Annotated in this window: 18 protein-coding genes; 13 read left to right on the top strand and 5 right to left on the bottom strand. The window is 66.2% G+C overall.

Annotated elements, in window-relative coordinates:
• Positions 1-26 precede the first annotated feature (26 nt).
• Complete coding sequence (locus ASD15_RS04155) at positions 27-962, bottom strand: LysR substrate-binding domain-containing protein (protein ID WP_057153441.1); 936 nt, start codon at positions 960-962, stop codon at positions 27-29.
• Between the two features lie 112 nt (positions 963-1,074).
• Between ASD15_RS04155 and ASD15_RS04160 the strand changes: the two genes are divergently transcribed.
• Genes ASD15_RS04160 through ASD15_RS04170 form a run of 3 tightly spaced genes read left to right on the top strand, consistent with a single transcriptional unit; the run spans position 1,075 to position 4,006 of the window.
• Complete coding sequence (locus ASD15_RS04160; protein WP_057153442.1) at positions 1,075-2,310, top strand: urate hydroxylase PuuD; 1,236 nt, start codon at positions 1,075-1,077, stop codon at positions 2,308-2,310.
• Between the two features lie 9 nt (positions 2,311-2,319).
• Positions 2,320-3,546, top strand: coding sequence for a M20/M25/M40 family metallo-hydrolase (locus ASD15_RS04165; RefSeq protein ID WP_057153443.1), 1,227 nt, complete (start codon positions 2,320-2,322; stop codon positions 3,544-3,546).
• Positions 3,547-3,559: 13 nt separating this feature from the next.
• Entirely contained in the window at positions 3,560-4,006 is a 447-nt protein-coding gene (locus tag ASD15_RS04170) for a thioesterase family protein (RefSeq protein WP_057153444.1), read from the top strand.
• A gap of 3 nt (positions 4,007-4,009) precedes the next feature.
• Here ASD15_RS04170 and ASD15_RS04175 read toward each other — a convergent pair whose 3' ends face one another.
• Positions 4,010-4,315, bottom strand: a complete 306-nt coding sequence (locus ASD15_RS04175) for an NIPSNAP family protein (RefSeq protein ID WP_057153445.1) — start codon at positions 4,313-4,315, stop codon at positions 4,010-4,012.
• 30 nt (positions 4,316-4,345) lie between these two features.
• Here ASD15_RS04175 and yidD point away from each other — a divergent pair, with 30 nt between their 5' ends.
• The 3 genes from yidD (at position 4,346) to ASD15_RS04190 (ending at position 5,480) form a co-directional block, all read left to right on the top strand.
• Positions 4,346-4,831 (top strand): membrane protein insertion efficiency factor YidD, encoded by a 486-nt coding sequence (gene yidD, locus ASD15_RS04180; protein ID WP_082551524.1) that lies wholly within the window; start codon positions 4,346-4,348, stop codon positions 4,829-4,831.
• 67 nt (positions 4,832-4,898) lie between these two features.
• The gene (locus ASD15_RS04185) at positions 4,899-5,261 is read left to right on the top strand and encodes a hypothetical protein (RefSeq protein WP_157200800.1); all 363 of its coding nucleotides are present in this window, start codon (positions 4,899-4,901) and stop codon (positions 5,259-5,261) included.
• Between the two features lie 18 nt (positions 5,262-5,279).
• A complete protein-coding gene (locus ASD15_RS04190) occupies positions 5,280-5,480 on the top strand; it encodes a DUF4351 domain-containing protein (protein WP_057153448.1) in 201 nt (66 codons plus the stop codon).
• 36 nt (positions 5,481-5,516) lie between these two features.
• On the opposite strand, the gene ASD15_RS04195 is transcribed toward ASD15_RS04190, so the two are convergent.
• Positions 5,517-7,931: a prolyl oligopeptidase family serine peptidase gene (locus ASD15_RS04195; protein WP_057153449.1), complete on the bottom strand. Its 2,415-nt coding sequence runs from the start codon at positions 7,929-7,931 to the stop codon at positions 5,517-5,519.
• 187 nt (positions 7,932-8,118) lie between these two features.
• Here ASD15_RS04195 and ASD15_RS04200 point away from each other — a divergent pair, with 187 nt between their 5' ends.
• The 3 genes from ASD15_RS04200 to ASD15_RS04210 are packed head-to-tail and all read left to right on the top strand — an operon-like array spanning position 8,119 to position 12,928.
• A complete protein-coding gene (locus ASD15_RS04200) occupies positions 8,119-9,138 on the top strand; it encodes an ABC transporter substrate-binding protein (RefSeq protein ID WP_057153450.1) in 1,020 nt (339 codons plus the stop codon).
• Positions 9,139-9,159: 21 nt separating this feature from the next.
• On the top strand, positions 9,160-11,673 hold the full coding sequence (locus ASD15_RS04205) for an ATP-binding protein (RefSeq protein WP_057153451.1): 2,514 nt from the start codon (positions 9,160-9,162) through the stop codon (positions 11,671-11,673).
• 1 nt (position 11,674) lies between these two features.
• The gene (locus tag ASD15_RS04210) at positions 11,675-12,928 is read left to right on the top strand and encodes an ATP-binding protein (protein ID WP_057153452.1); all 1,254 of its coding nucleotides are present in this window, start codon (positions 11,675-11,677) and stop codon (positions 12,926-12,928) included.
• Here ASD15_RS04210 and ASD15_RS04215 read toward each other — a convergent pair.
• Entirely contained in the window at positions 12,908-13,420 is a 513-nt protein-coding gene (locus ASD15_RS04215; protein WP_057153453.1) for a lysozyme, read from the bottom strand. The genes ASD15_RS04210 and ASD15_RS04215 overlap by 21 nt on opposite strands.
• Before the next feature lie 106 nt (positions 13,421-13,526).
• On the opposite strand from ASD15_RS04215, the gene ASD15_RS04220 reads away from it, so the two are divergent.
• Entirely contained in the window at positions 13,527-15,914 is a 2,388-nt protein-coding gene (locus tag ASD15_RS04220) for a DNA polymerase II (RefSeq protein WP_057153454.1), read from the top strand.
• A 20-nt stretch (positions 15,915-15,934) separates the two neighbouring features.
• Positions 15,935-16,615: a glutathione S-transferase family protein gene (locus ASD15_RS04225; protein WP_057153455.1), complete on the top strand. Its 681-nt coding sequence runs from the start codon at positions 15,935-15,937 to the stop codon at positions 16,613-16,615.
• Between the two features lie 19 nt (positions 16,616-16,634).
• Here ASD15_RS04225 and ASD15_RS04230 read toward each other — a convergent pair whose 3' ends face one another.
• Positions 16,635-18,722 (bottom strand): beta-galactosidase, encoded by a 2,088-nt coding sequence (locus ASD15_RS04230; RefSeq protein ID WP_082551527.1) that lies wholly within the window; start codon positions 18,720-18,722, stop codon positions 16,635-16,637.
• A 218-nt stretch (positions 18,723-18,940) separates the two neighbouring features.
• Between ASD15_RS04230 and ASD15_RS04235 the strand changes: the two genes are divergently transcribed.
• On the top strand, positions 18,941-19,234 hold the full coding sequence (locus tag ASD15_RS04235; RefSeq protein WP_057153456.1) for a hypothetical protein: 294 nt from the start codon (positions 18,941-18,943) through the stop codon (positions 19,232-19,234).
• A 55-nt stretch (positions 19,235-19,289) separates the two neighbouring features.
• Entirely contained in the window at positions 19,290-20,522 is a 1,233-nt protein-coding gene (locus ASD15_RS04240) for a TetR/AcrR family transcriptional regulator (RefSeq protein WP_057153457.1), read from the top strand.

Below are 20,522 nucleotides of genomic sequence, written 5' to 3' on the forward strand. Positions count from 1 at the left end.
CTATACGCCGTCGCCTATGACCCTTATCATTTCAGCAGACCTTTCGCTGCCTCGCTCACCTGGTCGCGCAGCCATTTGTGCTCGGGCGCGGCGTGCACGCGCTCGTGCCACAGCTGGTAGAAGCGCATCGGCGGGAACTTGATCGGCACCGTATAGGTCTTCAGCGGCAGCGTCTTCTCGTGGAAGCGGATGAACTGGCGGCCGGTGGTCAGCACCAGGTCGGTCTGCGTCAGCATGTAGGGGATCAGGCCAAAGTAGGCCGATTCCACCATCACGTTGCGGCGCATGTTCTGGCGCTCGAGGAAGGAGTCGATCACGCCGTGGTAGCCGGGCAACAGTTGCGACGGCGCCACGTGCGGCAGCGACAGGTAGTCCTCGGCCGTCATGGCGTCGCTGGGGGTGCGCTTGGCGTACGGTGCGCCGGCGTGCATGGCGCAGATGATGGGGTCCTCGAACAGCTTGGACATGTGCAGGTGCTCGGGCGGCTCGTCCCAGTTGGCGATGACCAGATCGAGGTCGCCGTCGGACAGCAGGCGCACGTAGTCCACCCCCGGCCCCAGGCCGTGGATGATGATGCGGCTGAGCGGCGAGCCGCGCCGCAGCAGCGACACCACGTTGGGCAGGAACTGCGTGTCCAGGTAGTCCGGCGCGGCGATGTGGAAGGTGCGCGCTTCTTCCTGCGGCACGAAGGGCGTCTTCTTGATGAACAGGTTTTCCGTTTCATCGAGGATGCGCTTGGCCGGCTTGAGCAGGCTTTCGCCGTGCTGGGTCGGCACCATGCCGCGCGCGCCGCGCACCAGCAGCGGGTCGCCGGTCAGCTCGCGCAGCTTGCGCAGGGAGGCGGAGATCGATGGCTGCGGCTGATTCAACTTCAGCGCCACGCGCGACACGTTCTTCTCCACCAGCAGCAGGTAGAGGATGCGGATCAGGTGCAGATCGAGATTTTTGGGCAGGCTGGACATAGGCTGGCTTTATATCAGATCGAATATGTCGAATATACGATATATTTCATGGCGCTGGGCCGAAAACCGTTTATCTTCTGTAAATTGCCGCCACTTCATTCTTGAGGAATCCATGGAAGTTTTCGCCTATCTGATCCCGTATGGCCTCGAATGGCTGAACCTGATCGTGCGCTGGCTGCACATCATCACCGGCATCGCCTGGATAGGCGCCTCGTTCTACTTCGTCTGGCTGGACAATTCCATCCGCCCGCCCGCACCGGGCTCCGAACTGGCGCGCAAGGGCGTGTCGGGCGAACTGTGGGCGGTGCACGGCGGCGGTTTCTACCACCCGCAGAAGTACCTGGTGGCGCCGGCCGAACTGCCCAAGGAACTGCACTGGTTCAAATGGGAAGCTTACACCACTTGGCTGTCGGGCTTCGCGCTGCTGACCATCGCCTACTATTTCAATGCGCAGGCCATGATGATCGACCAGTCGGTGGCGGACCTGAGCAGCCTGCAGGCCATCGGTATCGGCCTCGCCTCGCTGGTGGTCGGCTGGACCGTGTACGACCTGCTGTGCCGCTCCGCGCTGGGCAAGTACGACTTCTGGTTCGGCGTGGTGGTGTTCGCGCTGCTGGTGGCGGCGTCCTGGGTGCTGACGCATTTCCTCAGCGGCCGCGCGGCCTATATCCACGTGGGCGCCATGATAGGCACCATCATGGTGGCCAATGTGCTGATGCTGATCATCCCCGGCCAGCGCAAGATGGTGGCGGCCATGGCGGCCGGCGGCCTGCCGGACCCGGTGCACGGCCAGCGCGCCAAGCAGCGCAGCGTGCATAACAACTACTTCACCTTGCCGGTGCTGTTCATCATGATCAGCAACCACTACGCAATGACCTACCGCCACGAGCACGCGTGGCTGGTGCTGGCCGTGATCATGGCGGCGGGCGTGTTCATCCGCCACTTCTTCAACCTGCGCCACAAAGGCCGCACGGAGTGGCGCTATCCGGCCATCGGCGTGGCGCTGCTGCTGGCGGTGGCGGTGGCGATAGCGCCCAAGCCTCCAGCGGCCCGTGCCGCCGCCGCCGCGGCAGCACAGGCGGCCGCGCCGGTATCGCAATTTGGCAAGGTGCAGGCCGTCATGGCGCAGCGTTGCGTGGCCTGCCACGCTGCGGCGCCCACACAGCCCGGCTTTGCGGCGGCGCCGGCCGGCGTCATGCTGGAGAACGAAGCGGAGATTCGCCAGAATGCGGAGAAGATTTACAAACAGACGGTGCAGCTGAAAGCCATGCCGCTCGCGAACCTGACCAATATGACCGACGACGAACGCGCCCTGGTGGCGGCCTGGTTCGAATCCGGCGCAAAATAAAGGAGCAACATGAGCAAGCAAGAACAACTGATCCAGTGGATCGACGCCCATTTCGACGAGCAGGTGGCCTTCCTGCAGCAAGTGCTGCGCGTGCCCACCGACACCCCGCCCGGCAACAACGCGCCGCACGCGGACATGATCGCCGAGGCGGTCAAGGCCTACGGCTGGGAAGCCGAGCAGCACGCCGTGCCGGAGCAGGTGGTGCGCGACTATGGCATGGAAACCATCACCAACCTGATCGTGCGACGCCCGTACGCGGACGGCGGCCCCACCGTGGCCCTGAATGCGCACGGCGACGTGGTGCCGCCCGGCGAAGGCTGGACCTATCCGCCCTACGGCGGCGTGGTCGACAACGGCTACATCTACGGCCGCGCCGCCGCCGTCTCGAAATGCGACTTCGCCACCTACATCTTCGCCGCGCGCGCGCTGGAAGCGCTGGGCGTTCCGCTGAAAGGCAAGCTGGAACTGCACTTCACCTACGACGAGGAGTTCGGCGGACTGCTGGGACCCGGCTGGCTGCTGGAGCAAAAGCTCACCAGGCCGGACTATGTCATCGCGGCGGGCTTCAGCTACAACATCGTCACCGCGCACAACGCTTGCCTGCAGTTCGAGATCACCGTGCACGGCAAGTCCGGCCACGGCGCCATGCCGGAAACCGGCCATGATGCGCTGCAGGCTGCAACGAAAATCCTGAACGCGCTCTACAGCCAGGTGGCGGAACTGAAGAAGGTCAAGTCCAAGGTGCCCGGCATCGACAGCCCCACCATGCTGGTGGGCCGCATCGATGGCGGCACCAACACCAACGTGGTGCCCGGCAAGGTGGTGATGAAGATGGACCGCCGCATGATCCCGGAAGAGGACCCGGTGGCGGTGGAGGCGCAGGTGCGCGCGCTGATCGAAGAGGCGGTGCACGGCGAACCCGGTATCCGCATCGAGATCAAGCGCCTGCTGCTGTCGCACGCGCTGCGCCCGCAGCCGGGTTCCGAACAGCTGGTGGCCAACATCCAGAAGAACGCCAAGGCCATCCTGGGTGAGGACATCCCGGCCGTCGGCACCCCGCTGTACGCCGACGCGCGCCTGTACGGCGAGCAGGGCATTCCGGCCGTGCTGTACGGCGCCGGCCCGCGCACCGTGCCCGAATCGAACGCCAAGAAGGCCGATGAGCGCCTGGCATTGGACGATTTGCGCAACGCGACTAAAATCGTGGCACTGACGTTGGCCGACTTCCTGGCCTGAACAAGGAGCTGCGATGTTTGAAAAGAAGATGATGGCAGGCTGGGGCGACATGGACTTCAACAGCCATATGCGCAACACGGCCTTCCTGGACAAGGCCGGCGACGTGCGCATGCTGTTCCTGTCGGAGCACGGTTTCAGCATGGGCGAGTTCAAGCGCCACAACATCGGCCCGGTGGTGATGAAGGACGACATCGCGTACTTCAAGGAAGTGATGCTGCTGGAGTCCATCACCGTGACGCTCGGCCTGGCCGGCATGTCGGAAGACGGTAGCCGCTGGCTGTTGCGCAGCGACGTGTATCGCGGCGACGGCAGGCTGGCTGCGCGCATCACCAGCGCCGGCGGCTGGCTGGACCTGGTGGCGCGCAAGCTGATCGTGCCGCCGCCGGCATTGCTGGCCACCTGGCAGATACTGGAGAAGACCGAGGACTTCACCGAGCTGCCCAGCAGCGTGGCGCGCTGAACGTTAGCGGAACACCGGGCGGAAGAACGAGCGCTCGTAGCTGATGAAGCACTTGGTCTTCTTATAGTAATTGACCGCCGCGATGCATTCTTCATCGGTGGCGGCGGCGATGCGGTACTGCTCGTAGGCCGCCAGCGATTCGAATGAGAACGAAGCCAGCGCCACGTCGCTGGCGCCTTCGCTGGGCATCAGGTAGCCGTGGTGTGTGCCGCCCAGTTTTTCGACCAGCGGTATCCACAAGCGGGCGTAGTGTTCAAATTCCGGCAGCTTGTCCGCATCGATGATGTAGCGCAGATGGCAGGTGATCATTGGGTGTCCTTGAAAATTCGAGAACCAGCAATGTATATCAATTACGCGCGGGGCGCTCCTCAACGTCTCGCGCTTTTGGCCATCCGCGCCTATCAGCGCTATCTTTCCCCACGCAAGGGCTTTGTCTGCGCGTTCCGCGTCCACACGGGACGCGACGGCTGCTCGGCCTACGGCTTGCGCGTGATCGGGCGCTACGGACTGCGGCGCGGGCTGGTGCTGCTGGACCGCCGCCTGAGCGATTGCGGCCACCAGCACCGCCTGCACGCGCCGCCATGCCCTGCCAGGCATCCGGCGCTGCAGCGCCAGGCCGGCTTCTGCGATCTGCCGTCCTGCGACGTCCCTGCCGGTGGTGGGGCAGCTTGCCGGGTGCTCGGTCCTGCGCTGGAAACCCTGGACGCGGCGTGCACCTGCGCCGATGTCTGCAGCGCTTGCGACTGGCGGCGCGATTCCTACCGGGTGAGCAAATCGGTCAAGGACAAATACAAGCGCAATCGCGTGGTTCCGCCGGCCGGCTAGGCGCAATCAGCAGACCACTTGCATTTCGTCAATGCAGCCAGGCAGGGCATGGCCGTAGACTGGCTGGATGCCGAACTCCGCGCCGCCTGCACGTTTCGATTTGCCCTGGAAACTGGCACTGACACACGCCTTCCGGGCCTTCATGGCCTTCTTTTTTGCCGATCTCTGCGCTCAAATAGACTGGTCCGGGCGGCCGCGCTTCCGCGACAAGGAACTGGCCGGCATCGGCTTCGGCGATGCGCCGGACGGCATGGTGGCCGGTTGGCGACCGCATGCGTTCCGAAACCAGATACTGGGCACGGTGATGGGCATCTCTTTCGCCACCGCAAAGCTGGTGGACTATGCTGACCGAAGCGATGCATTGCTGGCTTCGCACAAGCAGGCATTCATGGATAAGGGATGGAAGAAGGGGCTTGAAAAAGGGGCTTGAAAAGGGGCTGGAAAAGGCATGGAGAAGGGACTGGAAAAAGGCCTTCAGCAGGGGCGCAAAGAAGGTGCGGCAGCGCTGCTGGAACGGCAGCTTAGTCGGCGATTCGGACCGCTGCTGCCAACCGTCCGGACCAGGCTGGCCGAGGCCAGCGCAGAGCAGGTGGCAGCCTGGAGCGATGCACTGCCGGAGTCGCAATCGCTGCAGCAAGTGTTTGGATAAAAGAAAAAGGCCGGGAACTTGTCCCGGCCTTGTTGCTTACTTCTTCAGCGTGCGTTCGAACAGCTGGTAGATGCGGCGGTACTGGTCGTACCAGCTTTCCGGCTGCAGGTAGGCGTGGCGCTCCAGCGGATAGCTGGCCAGTTCCCAGTTGTCCTTCTTCAGTTCGATGAAGCGCTGCGCCATGCGCACCGAGTCCTGGTAGAACACGTTGTCGTCCACCATGCCGTGCGCGATCAGCAGGTTGCCTTTCAGCTTGTCCGCGTATTCGATCGGCGACGACACCTTATACGCTTCCGGGTCCAGCTCCGGCGTGTTCAGGATGTTGGCGGTGTATTCGTGGTTATAGGTGGTCCAGTCGGTGACGGGACGCAGCGCCGCGCCGGACTTGAATTTCTCCGGCTCGCGCAGCAGCGCCATGAAGGTCATGAAGCCGCCATAGCTGCCGCCGTAGATGCCCACGTTGTCCGCGTCGCCCTGGTGCTTGGCCACCATCCAGTTCAGGCCGTCCACGTAGTCGTCCAGCTCCGGGTGGCCCATCTGGCGGTAGATGGCAGTGCGCCAGTCGCGGCCGTAGCCCTTGGAGGCGCGGTAGTCCATGTCCAGCACGATGTAGCCCTTTTCAACCAGCAGGTTATGGAACATCTGCTCGCGGAAGTAGACCGGGAAGCGCTTGGTGGTGTTCTGCAGGTAGCCGGCGCCATGCACGAACAGCACCACCGGATACTTCTTGCCCGCTTCCAGCTTGGCCGGGCGGTACAGCTTGGACCAGATCGGGCCGGCGCCGTGCGTGGAGGGCACCGCCACCAGTTCCGGCTGCACCCAGCTGCGCGCCTTGTAGTCCGGCGTGCGGGTGTCGGTCAGCTTGACGGCGGCGCCGATGGCGCCGGAACCCACGGTCACGGTGGCAATCTGCGCCGGCATGTAGGCCGACGAGTGGTGCACCAGCAGCTTGCGCTGGTCGGGCGACACGGCGTACTGTTCCACGCCGCCTTCCAGCGCGGTCACTTCGCGTACCGACGCCTCTTTCGCGTTGACGGCGCATACTTCGTACGCGCCCGGCATGGCGCGGTTGCACAGCACGAAGGCGGTGCCGCCGTCGGCCGACCAGGTCACGCGCGTGGCTTCCCACTTGCCCTGCGTGAGCGCGCGCTGCTTGCCGTCGGCGCCCAGCGTGTACAGGTGCGAGTAGCCGCTTTCCTCGGACAGGAACCACAGCGTGGCGTTGTCCGGTAGCCAGCCGAACTCGTTGTAGCTGCCGTTCACCCAGGCTGTGTCGCTGACGCGGTGCAGCGGCCTGAGAGCCGCGCCGGGCAGGTCGATGGCGGCGATCCAGCGGTCCTTGTTGTCCACCGCGCGTAGCATCACGGCCACCTTGGCGCCATTGTCGGTCCAGGAAATGCCGCCATCGGTCTCGTCGTCCAGGCGCACCGCGCGGTTGCCTTTCTGCGCCGGCAGCTTCTGCGCCTCGCGCATGGCTGCCAGCGGGTCGGTGGCGATGCCGGGCAGGGCGTCGAATTTGATGTCCTGCACTTCGCGCGTTTTCAGGTCCACCAGTTTTAGCGACTGCGCCTTGGGCATGTCGCGGCCGACGCGGGTGCGCTGGTCGTCGGCTTCCTCGTATCCCGATTCGGTCACGTAGCGCGGCATTTTGCCGATGCGGCCCTTGTCGCCCTTGGGCGAGGTGGCGATCACCAGGTAGCGGCCGTCCGGCGACAGCGAGGTAGCGTCGATCACGACCTTCTCGCCCAGGTAGATTTGCTGCGGCGCGCGGGTGGCGTCGGCCGCGCGCTCGGCATCGGCGCGTTCGCGCAACGCGTCCTTGTCGTCCTTCTGGCGCTGCAGCGTGGTAATCAGGCGCAGCTGCAGGTCACGCAGCGAATCGGCGTCCGGCGCTGCGGCCGGGTCCTTTGCGGTGCGCGGCAGCGCCACCGGGGACACCAGGCGCTCGGCGCGGTTCCAGCTGTACCAGTCGTGGCCCACGCGGTACTGCACGCTGCGCCCGTCGGCCGAGTACTGCGCCGCCACCGGGGCCGGCGTGGCGCCCTTGCTGATCTGGGTCAGCGCGCCGGTCTTCAGGTCGCGCTCGAACAGGTCGCCGTTGCGCAGCATCAGCGCGCGGCTGCGCTCTCGGTTGTACTGCACGCTGGCGCTGTCCAGGCTGGCCAGTTCGCTGTCGGCCACCTTGCGCGGCGGCAGGCCGGCGCGCGCGGCGGCCTGGGAGCTGGTCTGGAAGGTGTCGCGCAGCGGCGACGCGCTGCGCTTCTGCTTGAAATACACCTGCTTGCCGTCCCAGCTCCACCACGCGGTTTCCACCGGGGTGCCCAGCCAGTCCGGGTGGGACATGGCCTGGTCGAGGCTGATCGGGGTGGGAGTCTGGCTTTGGGCTGCGGCCGGGATCGCCAGCGCGGCGCACAGTGCCGCGGCGAGCGCGGAAGGGGCAAAAATTCGCATCGTTTCTTGTGGGAATGGGCAAAGTTGAGCGGGCATTCTAGCGCAAGTGGCAGGCCTCTTATGTATAAGCATGTATCAGCATGCAAGCCGGGGGAGGCCTTATCTAAAGGCTAATGAGGAAAATGTTACATCCCGGCGGCAATTGTGTAAGCTGGTCCGGTCAGCTTCGTTTCCACGGAGATACACGATGACCAAGCAAACGGCGCAGCGCGCCGCCGCCCTGGTGCTGCTCGCGGGACTGGGCGCGGCTGCCTGGTGGTGGCACAGCCATGGCGGCGCCTTTGGCAGGGCTGCGCCGCTGGAACCGCTGATCCTGGCCACCAACACCAGCTATGTCGCCATGTGCCCCATCCTGGCGGCACAGCAGCAGGGCTATTTCAAGCGCTACGGCATTGCCGCCCAGATCCAGCCGCACACCAGCGGCAAGGCCTCGCTGCAAGCGGCGCTGGACGGCCATGCCGATCTTGGCACCGTGGCCGACATCCCCATCATGTTCGCGGTCATGGAGCAGGTACCGGTGGCGGTGGTGGCAACCTATTTCCGCGCCGAGCGCGATCACGGCATCGTCGGCCGCAAGGACCGCGGCGTGACCGCGCCGCCCAGCCTGAAAGGCAAGCGGGTCGGCGTCACCCTGGGCACCTCCAACCACTTCGTGCTGAACGCCTTCCTCAACCGCCAGCACCTGGCGGCCAGCGAAGTGACCATGGTCAATATGAAGCCGGAAGAATTCGGCGCGGCGCTGCTGCGCGGCGACGTGGACGCGGTGTCCGGCTGGGAGCCTTACCTGGACACGGTGCTCAAGCAGCTCGGCCCGAACGGCGTGATGTTCGACGCCGAAGACCTGTACGAGATCCCCTACAACATCGCCGGCACGCGCGACTATGTGCGCAGCCATCCGGAGACCATCAAAAAGCTGTTGCGCGCGCTGATCGACGGCAACCGCTATTGCGCCGAACAGCCGCAGGCGGCGCAAGCCATGACCGGGGCCCTGCTCAAGGGCGACAGCGACAAGTGGCGCGAACTGTGGCCGACCTACCACTTCGCCGTTAGCCTGGACCAGGCATTGCTGGTGGCGTTGGAGGACCAGACCCGCTGGGCCATGGCGAACCGCCTGGCGGCCCAGGGCACGGTCCCCAATTTCCTCACCGCCCTCGACTACCAGCCGCTGAAGACAGTGGCACCGGCGGCCGTGACGGTTATCCATTAGCGGCACATAAAGGGGGGCGGAGTGAAACTGGCAACGCGTTTTCAGCTGATGGGCTGGTTCTCGGCGGCCATCGTCGCCACCATCGTGGTGGTGCTGCTGGCCACCGCGCAGCGCGTGCAGCAGGAGCTGGACAAGAACGAGGCCGCCGGCGAAATGCTGCATGCGGTGACGGCGTTGCGCTACCTGACGCTGGAGTTCGTGCTGCGCCACGAGCAGCGCGCCGAGGCGCAGTGGCAGTTGCGCAGCGATTCGCTGGCCAAGCTGATGGCGCAGGCCGACGAGTTCGACGGGCGCGAGGAAACGGCGCTGCTGGCTGGCCTGCAGCGCACGCACGCCAGCCTGGAGCGCCTGTTCGGCACCCTGTCGACGCAGCCGAACAAGCCGCCGCTCGGCACCCCGGCGCGCGCCGTGGCCGACGAGTTCGAGTCGCGCCTGGCGGGACAGATCGGCAACAAGATGCAGACCATGATCGCCGACGTGCTGCGCCTGTCGGCGCTGAGCCGGCAAGCGCTGCTGGACGCTCAGCAGCGCGCCAATATCGCGGTGGCCGTGTTCGGCGGGCTGGCGCTGCTGGCGGTGGCGGGCACCACCTTCGTCGGCTACCGCAGCGTGGCGCGGCCGCTGGCGCGCCTGCGCGAGGGCACGGCCCAGGTGGGTGCGGGCGACTTGAATTTCAAGCTCAACGTGGCTACCCGCGACGAGATCGGCGACCTGGCGCGCGCCTTCGACGGCATGACCGAGCGGCTGCAGCAGACCACCGTGTCGCGCGATTCGCTGGCCGGGCTGAACGGCGCGCTGCAGGCGGAAATCGGCGTGCGCCAGCAGGCCGAGGCGCGCACCACGGCGCAGCTGCAGCGCCTGAACCTGCTGCACCAGATCACGCGCTCGATCGGCGAGCGCCAGGATTTGCGCAGCATCTTCCAGGTGGTGGTGCGTTCGCTGGAAGACCAGCTGCCGATCGATTTCGGCTGCATCTGCCTGGTGGACCACGGCAGCGACCGGCTGCTGGTGAGCTGTGTCGGCCTGCAGGGCGCGGCGCTGGCCATGGCCATGCCGGTGACGGAGCGCAGCCACATCGACATCGACGAGAACGGCCTGTCGCGCTGCGTGCGCGGCGCGCTGGTGTACGAGGCCGACATCGCCGACGTCGATTTCCCTTTCCCGCAGCGCCTGGCCGGCGGCGGCCTGCGCGCGCTGGTGCTGGCGCCGCTGCTGGTGGAGAGCCACGTGTTCGGCGTGCTGGTGGCGGCGCGCCGCACGCCGCACAGCTTTTCCAGCGGCGAGTGCGAATTCCTGCGCCAGCTCAGCGAGCACGTGGCGCTGGCGTCCAAGCAGAGCGAGCTGTACGCGGCGCTGCAGGCCGCCTACGATGAAATGCGCCTGACCCAGCAGGCCTCGCTGCAGCAGGAGCGCCTGCGCGCGCTGGGCCAGATGGCCAGCGGCATCGCGCACGACATCAACAACGCGATCTCGCCGGTGGTGCTGTACACCGAGTCGCTGCTGGAAACCGAGGCCGGGCTGAGCACGCACGCGCGCTCCTGCCTGGAAGTGATCAAGCGCGCCATCGACGACGTGGCGGCCACGGTGGCGCGCATGCGCGAGTTCTACCGGCTGCGCGAGCCGCAGGCCAGCCTGGCGCCGCTGGACCCGAACGTGCTGCTCAAGCAGGTGGCCGACCTGACGCGTGCGCGCTGGAACGACATGCCGCAGCAGCGCGGCATCACGATCCGGCTGGCGCTGGAGGCGGCGCCGGGGCTGCCGTCCATCATGGGCGTGGAGGGCGAGATCCGCGAAGCGCTGACCAACCTGGTGTTCAACGCGGTCGACGCGATGCCTGACGGCGGCCAGCTGACACTGCGCACCCGGCTGGACCAGACGGGTCCGGAGCCGCGCGTCTGCATCGAAGTGGGCGACAGCGGCGTGGGCATGGACGAGGACACGCGGCGGCGCTGCCTGGAACCCTTCTTTACCACCAAGGGCGAGCGCGGCACCGGCCTCGGGCTGGCCATGGTGTACGGCATGGTGGAGCGCCACGGTGCGCAGATCGAGATTCTGACCGCGCCGGGCCAGGGCAGCGTCATGCAGCTCAGCTTCCCGTTGCCGGAGGCGGCATCCAGGGCGGCGCCGGCGCAGCCGGCCGCGCCGCTGCGGCACAGCGTGCGCATCCTGGCGGTGGACGACGATCCGCTGGTGCTCAAGTCGATGCGCGACATCCTTGCGCGCGACGGCCACGTGGTGACGGCGGCCGACGGCGGCCAGGCCGGCATCGATTCGTTCCGTGCGGCGCAGGCGCGCGGCGAACCGTACGCGCTGGTGGTCACCGACCTGGGTATGCCCTATGTGGACGGGCGCAAGGTGGCGCAGGCAATCAAGGAGATGTCGCCCTCCACCCCGGTGATCCTGCTGACCGGCTGGGGCCAGCGCATCGTGGCCGAGGGCGACCTGCCGGTGCACGTGGACCGCGTGCTGGGCAAGCCGCCCAAGCTGAGCGAGTTGCGCGAGGCGCTGGTGGCTTGCTGCGGTGCGGAGGCTTGAGATGATGCAATCCAACATACGCATTCTGGTGGTTGACGACGAGCTGGCGCAGATGCGCGCGCTGTGCGATACGCTGGGCCAGCGCGGCTACCAGACCGTGGGCTGCGGCTCGGGCGAGGAGGCGCTGCGGCTGATGCAGGCGGCTGAACTGGAGGCGGCCGCACGCGGCGCGGCCGGCCAGCGCGGGCGCGCGGACGAGGAGGGGGATGGGGACGACAGCGGGCTACGCTTCCAGGTGCTGCTGTCGGACCTGATGATGCCGGGCCTGGACGGCATCGCGCTGGTGCAGGCGGCGCGCGCCATCGATCCCGACCTGGCTTGCATCATCATGACCGGCGAGGGCAGCATAGGCTCGGCGGTGCAAGCGATGCAGGTGGGCGCGCTGGACTACATCCTGAAACCGTTCCGGGTGTCGGCGGTGCTGCCGGTGATCGCGCGCGCGCTGGAAACGCGCAAGCTGCGCATCATGAACGCCGTCCTTGAGCGGCGCCTGCGCGAGCATGCGGTGCAGCTGGTGCGCATCAACGAAGAACTGCAGGTGGCGCGCCAGCAGGCCGACCGCGCCAACCAGGCCAAGTCGGCCTTCCTGTCGAATATGAGCCACGAGCTGCGCACGCCGCTCAACGCCATCCTGGGCTTCTCGCAGATACTCGCGTCCGACCAGCTGCCCTCGTCGGCGGCGCAAAAGAAGCAGTTCGCCGGCAACATCCTGCAGGCCTCGCGCCATCTGCTGCGGCTGATCAACGACATCCTCGACCTTGCCAAGGTGGAATCGGGCGCGTTGACGCTGGAGTCCGAGCCGGTGGCGCTGTCGCAGGTGCTGCAGGAGTGCCGTACGCTGGTCGATCCACTGGCGCGCCTGCGCGGCGTGGAACTGCGCCTGTCGGTGAGCGACAGCGCCAGCGTCACGGCCGACCGCGTGCGCCTCAAGCAGGTGCTGATCAACCTGCTGTCCAACGCCATCAAGTACAACCGCGACCATGGCACCGTCAGCGTGCACTGCACAGAGGTGGACCGGGAACGGCTGCGCGTGTCGGTGCAGGACACGGGCGCAGGCCTGAACGAGGCGCAGCTGGCGGCGATGTTCCAGCCGTTCAACCGCCTGGGCCAGGAGGCCGGCACGCAGGAAGGCACCGGACTGGGCCTGGTGATGACGCGCCACCTGGTCGAGAAGATGGGCGGCGAGCTGGGTGTGGTGAGCACGCCCGGCATGGGCAGCACCTTCTGGGTGGCGCTACCCGGCTGCCTGGTCTAGCGCAGTACGGTCGCCGCTGTCCAGGCCCAGCCACAGCGCAATCTCCTTGTTGCGGCGGTTGACCAGGCCCGCCACCACGCGGTTGTTGTCGCGGTTCCAGCGCGCCAGCTCGAACGGCACGTCCTCAAACCGGCCCGCGTTGACGCGCTTGAGCAGCGTGCTGTGCAGGAAGGCGCTGTTGCCGACGTTGAAGGCGAACGACACCAGCGCATCGAACTGGTTCTGCGTCAGCGGCACCGTCACGGCCTCGTTGACGCAGCGCTGTACCGGTTCCAGGTCCTGCTCCAGCAGCGCCTCGCACTCGGTGGCGCTGATGCCGTCGCGGTAGTGGAGCGGCTGGCCGCGCAGCCACAGCTTGCCGGAACTGCGCTCGGACGGCGTGAGCAGGTGGCCGATGCCGATGGTGGGCGCGCCGCCCGAGTCGAGATAGACATGGGGTACCACGCCTTCCCATTCCCTGAACAGGGCCTTGCCCTGGTCTCCGATTTGCATGATGGCCTCCTTTCTTTCTTGGACAAGGAATAGCCGCGTTGGTTCAATGGCATCGAGCTGGGTTTATATACAGTATAATTCCGGCATCGCATTGAGATACCGAACCGTGGCTCCGACTTCCCAGCAAGGCTTCATCCTGACCCGCCATTGGCGCGACACCCGCGACGGCACCGAGATCGAGTTCTGGCTGGCCACGGACGACGGGCCGCGCAAGGTGCGGCTGGACGCGCAAACCTCGGTCGCCTTCGCCGAGGCGGGCCAGCGTTCCGCCATCGAGGCGCAGCTGGCGCTGGAGGGCGGCGGCCGGGCCGGGCAGCAGCAGGCGGACGTGCGCGAGCTGTCCCTCAAGACCTTCGGCGGGCAGCCGGTGGTGGGCATCTACACCAGCCACTACAAGCAGCTCACCGCACTGGAGCGCACGCTGCGCGAGCGCGGCGTCAAGCTGTACGAAGCCGACATCCGCCCGCCCGAGCGCTACCTGATGGAGCGCTTCATCACCGCCACGGTGCAAATCGAGGGCGGCGAGCAGCACGGCCACACCATCACCGGCTGCAAGCTCAAGCCCGCGCCCGACTACCGGCCGGCGCTCAAGGTGGTGTCGCTCGACATTGAAACCAGCGCTTACGAGGATCTGTATTCGATTGCCCTGGAAGGCTGCGGCCAGCGCCAGGTCTACATGCTGGGCGACGCGCCCGAACACAGCCCGGCGCTCGACTTTGCGCTCGAATACTGCGCCACCCCGCGCCAGCTGATCGACAAGCTGAACGCCTGGTTCAAGCAGCACGACCCGGATGTGATCATCGGCTGGAGCGTAGTGCAGTTCGACCTGCGCGTGCTGCAAAAAAACGCCGACAAGCACAAGGTGCCGCTGCTGCTGGGCCGCGAAGGCAGGCAGATCGACTGGCGCAAGCACCAGGCCAAGCAGGAATACATGTTCGCCTCGCTGCCCGGCCGCATTGCGCTGGACGGCATCGAGGCGCTGCGCGCCGCCTCCTGGACCTTCCCGTCCTTCAGCCTGGAGAACGTGGCGCAGACCATGCTGGGCGAAGGCAAGGAGATCGGCGACGCCTACGACAAGATGGCCGAGATCGAGCGCCGCTTCCGGGACGACAAGCCGGCCCTGGCGCTGTACAACCTGAAGGACTGCGAACTGGTGACGCGCATCTTCGAGAAGGCGCGGCTGATGGCCTTCATCCTCGAGCGCTCGCACGTCACCGGGCTGCAGGCAGACCACTTCGGCGGCTCCATCGCCGCCTTCAGCCACCACTACCTGCCGCGCATGCACCGCGAAGGCTATGTGGCGCCCAGCGTGGGCGATATCGAAGCAGGACCGTCTCCTGGCGGCTTCGTGATGGACTCCAAGCCCGGCCTGTACGACTCGGTGGTGGTGCTCGACTACAAAAGCCTGTACCCATCCATCATCCGCACTTTCATGGTGGACCCGGTGGGCCTGATCGAAGGCGCGGCGGCGGGCGCGGAGCAAGGCATTCCCGGCTTTCGCGGCGCCGTCTTCTCGCGCGATAAGCACTGCCTGCCGGCCATCGTCAACACCTTGTCGGCCGGGCGCGACGAAGCCAAACGGCAGAAGAACGAGCCGCTGTCGCAGGCGCTCAAGCTGCTGATGAACTCCTTTTGCGGCGTGCTCGGTTCGCCGGACTGCCGCTTCTTCAATCCCAAGCTGGTATCCTCGGTTACGCTGCGCGGCCACGAGATGATGAAGCTCACGCGCGAACTGGTGGAGCAGGCCGGCTACGACGTGATCTACGGCGACACCGATTCCATCTTCATCTGGCTGAAACGGGAATATGCGAACGCTGAAGCGATCGCCATCGGCCAGGGGCTGGTGGACAGCATCAACGCGTGGTGGAAGGAAAAGCTCAAGCGCGAGCTGGGGCTGGACAGCCAGCTCGAGATCGAGTTCGACACGCACTACCGCAAGTTCTTCATGCCCACCATACGCGGCACCGAAATGGGCAGCAAGAAGCGCTACGCCGGACTGAGCGCGAACGGCAAGGGCGAGGAGGAAATGATCTACCGCGGCCTGGAAGTGGCGCGCAGCGACTGGACGCCGCTGGCGCACGAATTCCAGAAAGGCCTGTTCAACCGCATTTTCCGCAACCAGCCGTACCAGGAATACGTGCGCGAATACGCGCGCAAAACCGTCTCCGGCGAGTTCGATGAACTGCTGGTGTACCGCAAGCGGCTGCGGCACCGGCTGGACGAGTACCAGGTGAATGTGCCGCCGCAGGTGCGTGCGGCGCGCCTGGCGGACGACTACAACAAGTCGCTGCAGCGCCCGCTGCGCTACCAGAACGGCGGCTGGATCAGCTACCTGATGACCACCAGCGGCGCCGAACCGCTGGAGGTGATCAAGTCCCCCGTCGACTACGAGCACTACCTGAGCAAGCAGCTGCAGCCCATCGCCGACGCTATACTGGTGCCGATGAATGACAGCTTCACCGGCCTCACCACGTCGCAGGGCAATCTGTTCTAGCGGCCAACTCAAGGAGCTTTATGATCACGTTGTACCACTGCATGAGCGCGCGTTCCTTCCGGCCCCTGTGGATGCTGGAGGAGCTGGGGCTGCCGTACGAGCTGAAGATGCTGCCATTTCCGCCGCGCGTGTTCGACAAGGGCTACCTGGACATCAATCCCCTCGGCACCGTGCCGGCGCTGCTGGACGCCGGCGTGCGCATGACCGAATCGGCCGCCATCTGCCAGTACCTTGCCACGCTGCCCGGCGCAAAGGCAATCGATGGAACGCTGGACGTGGCGCCGGGCGACGCGGCCTACGCCGCCTACCTGAACTACCTGCACTTTGGGGAGGCCACGCTGACCTTCCCGCAGACGCTGCTGCTGCGCTATGCACATTTCGAGCCGCCCGAGCGGCGCAGCCCGCAAGTGGTGGAGGACTACACCAAATGGTTCCTGGCCCGCCTGCGCACGCTGGAGCCGCTGCTGGAGCAGCAGCACTACTTGGCTGCGCAGCGCTTCACGGCGGCCGACGTGTCGGTGGGCTACGCCTTGTTACTGGCGCAGCACCTCGGCCTGGCGCCACGTTTCACGCCGGCCGTGCAGGCCTACTGGGAGCGCTTGCAGGCGCGCGCTGGCTTTCGGCGCGCCATGGCGGCGCAGGAAGGGGCGGCGATCGCGCAGGGCGTATCGACGGTGGCCGCGCCGGACTTGCGCACCTGAGCCTTTCCCCGGCAGGCCGTCACTGTTCCTCGACGATGGCCACGCCCCATGGTTCCAGCTTGAGCGTGTCGCCCTGGCGCACTGCCGCCGGTGCCTGGCCAGCAGCCGGCGCCAGCAGCGATGCGCCGTCCTTCCGCGTGTAGATGACGTCGGCTGTGCTGGCCGAGTAGTTCAGGTAGTAGTGCACCCGCTTGCCCAGCCGGTTGACACCGCTCTTGCTGATCAGGGGGAACTTCAGCGCGCTGTCGTACGCCACGCCGGCTTTGCCGAGCCGGTCGGCCAGGATGGCTGAAATCATCGGGCCGGACGGCATGAAGCCGACATAGCTGACCATGCCCCTGCCGTAGTCGTTCTCGGTCAGGGCGGCGTACTTGCCCCAGGCCGCATGGTCGTAGCGCGCCAGCACGCGCGCGCTGGCCGGCGTCACCAGCTCCATCCAGCTGTGCGCTTCGTTGTCCTTGCCGCTCACCGCGTAGCCGTGCCCGGCCAGCGGCACGCCGTGCGGAATGGTGAACTGGTCGTAGCTGATGCCGGCCGCCTCGGCGATCCTTCCCGGCTGGCGGCCGTGGCGCACCTTCACGTTCTGGTCGGAGAAGCCGCTGCGGAAGGTGTACAGCACGTGGCCGCCGTTGCGGGCGTAGGCATTCAGCTTGTCGAGCAGGCTGTCGGCGGCCGCGTACAGCGCCGGCACGATGATCAACTTGTACTGATCGAAAGAGCCGCTGCCCGGGTCCAGCAAGTCCACGCCCACGTTCATGTGGTACAAGCCGTCGTAGAACGGGCGCAGGATGTCGTTGTATTTCAGGCCGTGCGGGAAGTGGTTCAGCGCGGTTTGCGCCTCGTTGCTGAACAGGATGGCGACCTGGTTTTCCTTGCGCAGGTTGACCAGGTGCTTGCCGACGCGCGCGAACTCGGCGCCGATCACCTTCGCTTCCAGGTAGGGCGCGTTGGGTGCGAAGTCGTGGCTCAGCAAGCCTTTCCAGTAAGTCTCGAAGGCGTTGTGGATCGAGTGCCAGTGCCAGTAGGAGACCATATTGGCGCCCGACGCCAGATGGCTATAGGCCTGCAGCCGCAGCTGGCCGGGGTAGGGCGTCCAGTCCGGGAAGCCCTGGGCCTGGGTCTCCATCACGTAGTAGTTCTTGCCGGCCTTCATGGAGCGCGCCAGGTCGCCGCCGAAGGATATTTCCAGGCCGGTCAGCTTGTCCTGGCTGGGGTGGTAGATGTCCACGCCGGCCACGTCCAGCGCGGCGGCCGCGGCGAAGTGGTCGACCTCGGTCTGGATGCCGTAGCTGTGGCCTTTCCAGTCCAGGTCGAAGTTGTGGGTGATGAACTGGCCCGGCCGCTTGTATTCGCGCACGATACGCGCCTGCCAGGCCAGGTAGCCGGTGACCAGCTGGCGCTGGAACTTCGCAAACTCGGCCGACAGGCTGGCGTTGATGCTGGCGTCGGTGGACGGGAAATCCTGCCAGCGGTTGATGCGGTTGCTCCAGTAGTTGAGCCCGAACGCGTCGTTCAGCGCCGCCAGTGTGCCGAATTTCGCCTTGCAGTATGCAACGAACAGCTTCTGCACATTGGGGCCGGACGTGTTGTAGTGCTTGGTCTCGTTGTCGACCTGGTAGCCGATCACGGCCGGGTGCTCCCTCACGTGCGCCAGCATCTTGCGGATCACGCGTTCGGCGGCTTGCTTGAAGTGGACGTTGGTGATGTCCATGTTCTGGCGCGGCCCGTACTTGGCGCGGCCGGCGGGCGTGGCGACCAGGATGTCCGGGTGCTGCCGGGCCAGCCAGGTCGGGATGGCGTAGGTGGGCGTGCCGATGATGACGCCGATGCCGGCCTCGTGCATCGCTGCCAGCACGCGGTCCAGGTGCGAAAAATCGAACACGCCCGGGCTGGTTTCCATGGTGCCCCAGGTGGACTCGCCGATGCGCACCACATTGATGCCGGCCGCCTTCATCATGGCCACGTCCTTGGCGAGGCGCTCGGCCGGCATGTATTCGTCGTAGTAGGCCACGCCGTAGAGCAGCTTCGGGTCCGGCGCGGTCTGCGCCTGCGCAGGCAAGATGGCGGCCAGGGTGAGCAGCAACGTAGTCAGCAAGGGCAGCTTCATGGTCTCTTCATTTTTTATAGTAGTGAAGACATTATCCAGAGCTTGCGCCGATCCGGCCAATAGCCTTTTACGCTGAAGTGATATCGATAACGGTATGGCGTTCCGGGGCGGGAAGGTCCGGCACTTTGGCGCCGTCGGTGCGCCGGCGCACCAATATGTTGCGCGGGAATGAAGTACTATGGGACATTCTTTCCGAGAGTACTGAGTCGAGGCCTGCCATGAACCCAGAGTATGACCGACGTGAGAAGTCCCAGGGCACTTCCGAAACTGCCGGATGGCATTCGCTGGAGTACGTGGTGCGGCAGGCGCTGGAAGTCCAGCGCGACATCGGCACCCCTGCGGCGGAAGATTTTTTGAAGAGCATAGGCATCAACCACAGCGTCATCGCCCGCGTGCTGGGACCGGACGGCAAGGTCCGCGCCTCCGACCAGCTGGGACTGGCGCCCACGCTGGACGTGGCCGACCTGCCGGTGTCCAAGCCCCGCTCTTATTTCCGCCGCGGGCTGATCTGAACTACAATCGGCGTGATGGTCAGCGCAGACCCAGTTCAGACGCCACGAGTTCCTATTGATCGAGCAAGCCGCCGCGAGAAAATCCAGCAAAGCACCCACTGCCGGCGCGCTGCTGGATGCCGCCTGCCGCATCGTACTTGGCGAAGGCCTGGCCGGCCTGACGCTGCGCCCGCTGGCTGAAATACTGGGCGTCTCGGTGACCGTGCTCACCACGCACTACGGCGCGCGCGCCGACATCATCGCCGCCATCTGCAGCGCCGCTAGTACGCAGGACGCGCTGCTGCTGGAGCGCTGGCGCGGCATGCTGGCGGCTCTGCCTCCGCTGCCGCCGGCCATGGCCGCCGACCTGGCTGAGGCCATCCTGGAAGAGCAGGCCATTGAGCAGCGCGCACTGTCCATGCTGTACCTGGAACTGTTGCACGGCTGCACCTGGGACCGGTCCCTGCAGCCTGCGTTCGCCGCCTGGCGCGCGCAGCGGCGTGCGTTCTGGGACGAATTCGGGCGCCGTGCCGGGCTATTTCCCGCCTTGCTGAGCTGTGGCTGGTGGCATGGCTACGCTGTCGCGGAACTGGCTTACAGCATGGTGTTGAACACGCTCCCGCCGTATCGCATGCTGCGCCGACTGTGCCTGCAACGCCTGTTTGACGGCGCAGCCGCGTCCGCCCCGGATGCCGCGGACGGCGCCCTGTTCGCCTTGCTGTTCGAGCAAATGCAATCCGGCGCTGCGGCAGCCGGACCGTCCGCAGGCCGCGCGCCCGGGTGGTGCGCGCTGGCTGCGCGCGCTTGCGGCATGCGGCTTGCAGCGCAGGGCGTCAGCGGGTTGACGCACCGCGCCATCGCGGCGGAGATCGGCGTGCCGCACACGACGCTGAGCTACCGCTTTCCCACCCAGCACGAGCTGGTGAGGGCGGGGCTGGAATTCATCGCCGCCCATATCCTGACGGCGGTGACAGCGGACAGCCTGACGGATCTGCAGCGCCTGCGCACCGAGGGCGACGGCCGGAAGCTCGACCTGGCGCGCGCGAATTTTGCCATGGCCATCGCGGCGGCGCGCATGCCCGGCTTGGCGGCGTACACGGCGGGCATGCGCAGCCGGCGCGGCAACAACCTGGTGAAGGTCTTAGAAAAATACATGCCTGCGGTGCGCGGGGTCGATGCGCTGTGCGCACAGGTGATTTCCATGGGACTGACCGGCTTGACCAACACCGAGCCGCCCGGCCAGGCGTCCGAGTCATCGGTCGCCTCGGCCTTCTCGGCAGCCGCGGACTGGCTGCGCGGGACGGGCTAG

The sequence above is a fragment of the Massilia sp. Root351 genome, from assembly GCF_001425045.1.
Classification (GTDB): Bacteria; Pseudomonadota; Gammaproteobacteria; order Burkholderiales; family Burkholderiaceae_D; genus Rugamonas.

Coding starts and splice junctions, on each gene's coding strand:
- ASD15_RS04155 (WP_057153441.1), bottom strand. CDS start 962: ATGTCCAGCCTGCCCAAAAATCTCGATCTGCACCTGATCCGCATCCTC.
- ASD15_RS04160 (WP_057153442.1), top strand. CDS start 1,075: ATGGAAGTTTTCGCCTATCTGATCCCGTATGGCCTCGAATGGCTGAAC.
- ASD15_RS04165 (WP_057153443.1), top strand. CDS start 2,320: ATGAGCAAGCAAGAACAACTGATCCAGTGGATCGACGCCCATTTCGAC.
- ASD15_RS04170 (WP_057153444.1), top strand. CDS start 3,560: ATGTTTGAAAAGAAGATGATGGCAGGCTGGGGCGACATGGACTTCAAC.
- ASD15_RS04175 (WP_057153445.1), bottom strand. CDS start 4,315: ATGATCACCTGCCATCTGCGCTACATCATCGATGCGGACAAGCTGCCG.
- yidD (WP_082551524.1), top strand. CDS start 4,346: ATGTATATCAATTACGCGCGGGGCGCTCCTCAACGTCTCGCGCTTTTG.
- ASD15_RS04185 (WP_157200800.1), top strand. CDS start 4,899: ATGCCGAACTCCGCGCCGCCTGCACGTTTCGATTTGCCCTGGAAACTG.
- ASD15_RS04190 (WP_057153448.1), top strand. CDS start 5,280: ATGGAGAAGGGACTGGAAAAAGGCCTTCAGCAGGGGCGCAAAGAAGGT.
- ASD15_RS04195 (WP_057153449.1), bottom strand. CDS start 7,931: ATGCGAATTTTTGCCCCTTCCGCGCTCGCCGCGGCACTGTGCGCCGCG.
- ASD15_RS04200 (WP_057153450.1), top strand. CDS start 8,119: ATGACCAAGCAAACGGCGCAGCGCGCCGCCGCCCTGGTGCTGCTCGCG.
- ASD15_RS04210 (WP_057153452.1), top strand. CDS start 11,675: ATGATGCAATCCAACATACGCATTCTGGTGGTTGACGACGAGCTGGCG.
- ASD15_RS04215 (WP_057153453.1), bottom strand. CDS start 13,420: ATGCAAATCGGAGACCAGGGCAAGGCCCTGTTCAGGGAATGGGAAGGC.
- ASD15_RS04225 (WP_057153455.1), top strand. CDS start 15,935: ATGATCACGTTGTACCACTGCATGAGCGCGCGTTCCTTCCGGCCCCTG.
- ASD15_RS04230 (WP_082551527.1), bottom strand. CDS start 18,722: ATGAAGCTGCCCTTGCTGACTACGTTGCTGCTCACCCTGGCCGCCATC.
- ASD15_RS04235 (WP_057153456.1), top strand. CDS start 18,941: ATGAACCCAGAGTATGACCGACGTGAGAAGTCCCAGGGCACTTCCGAA.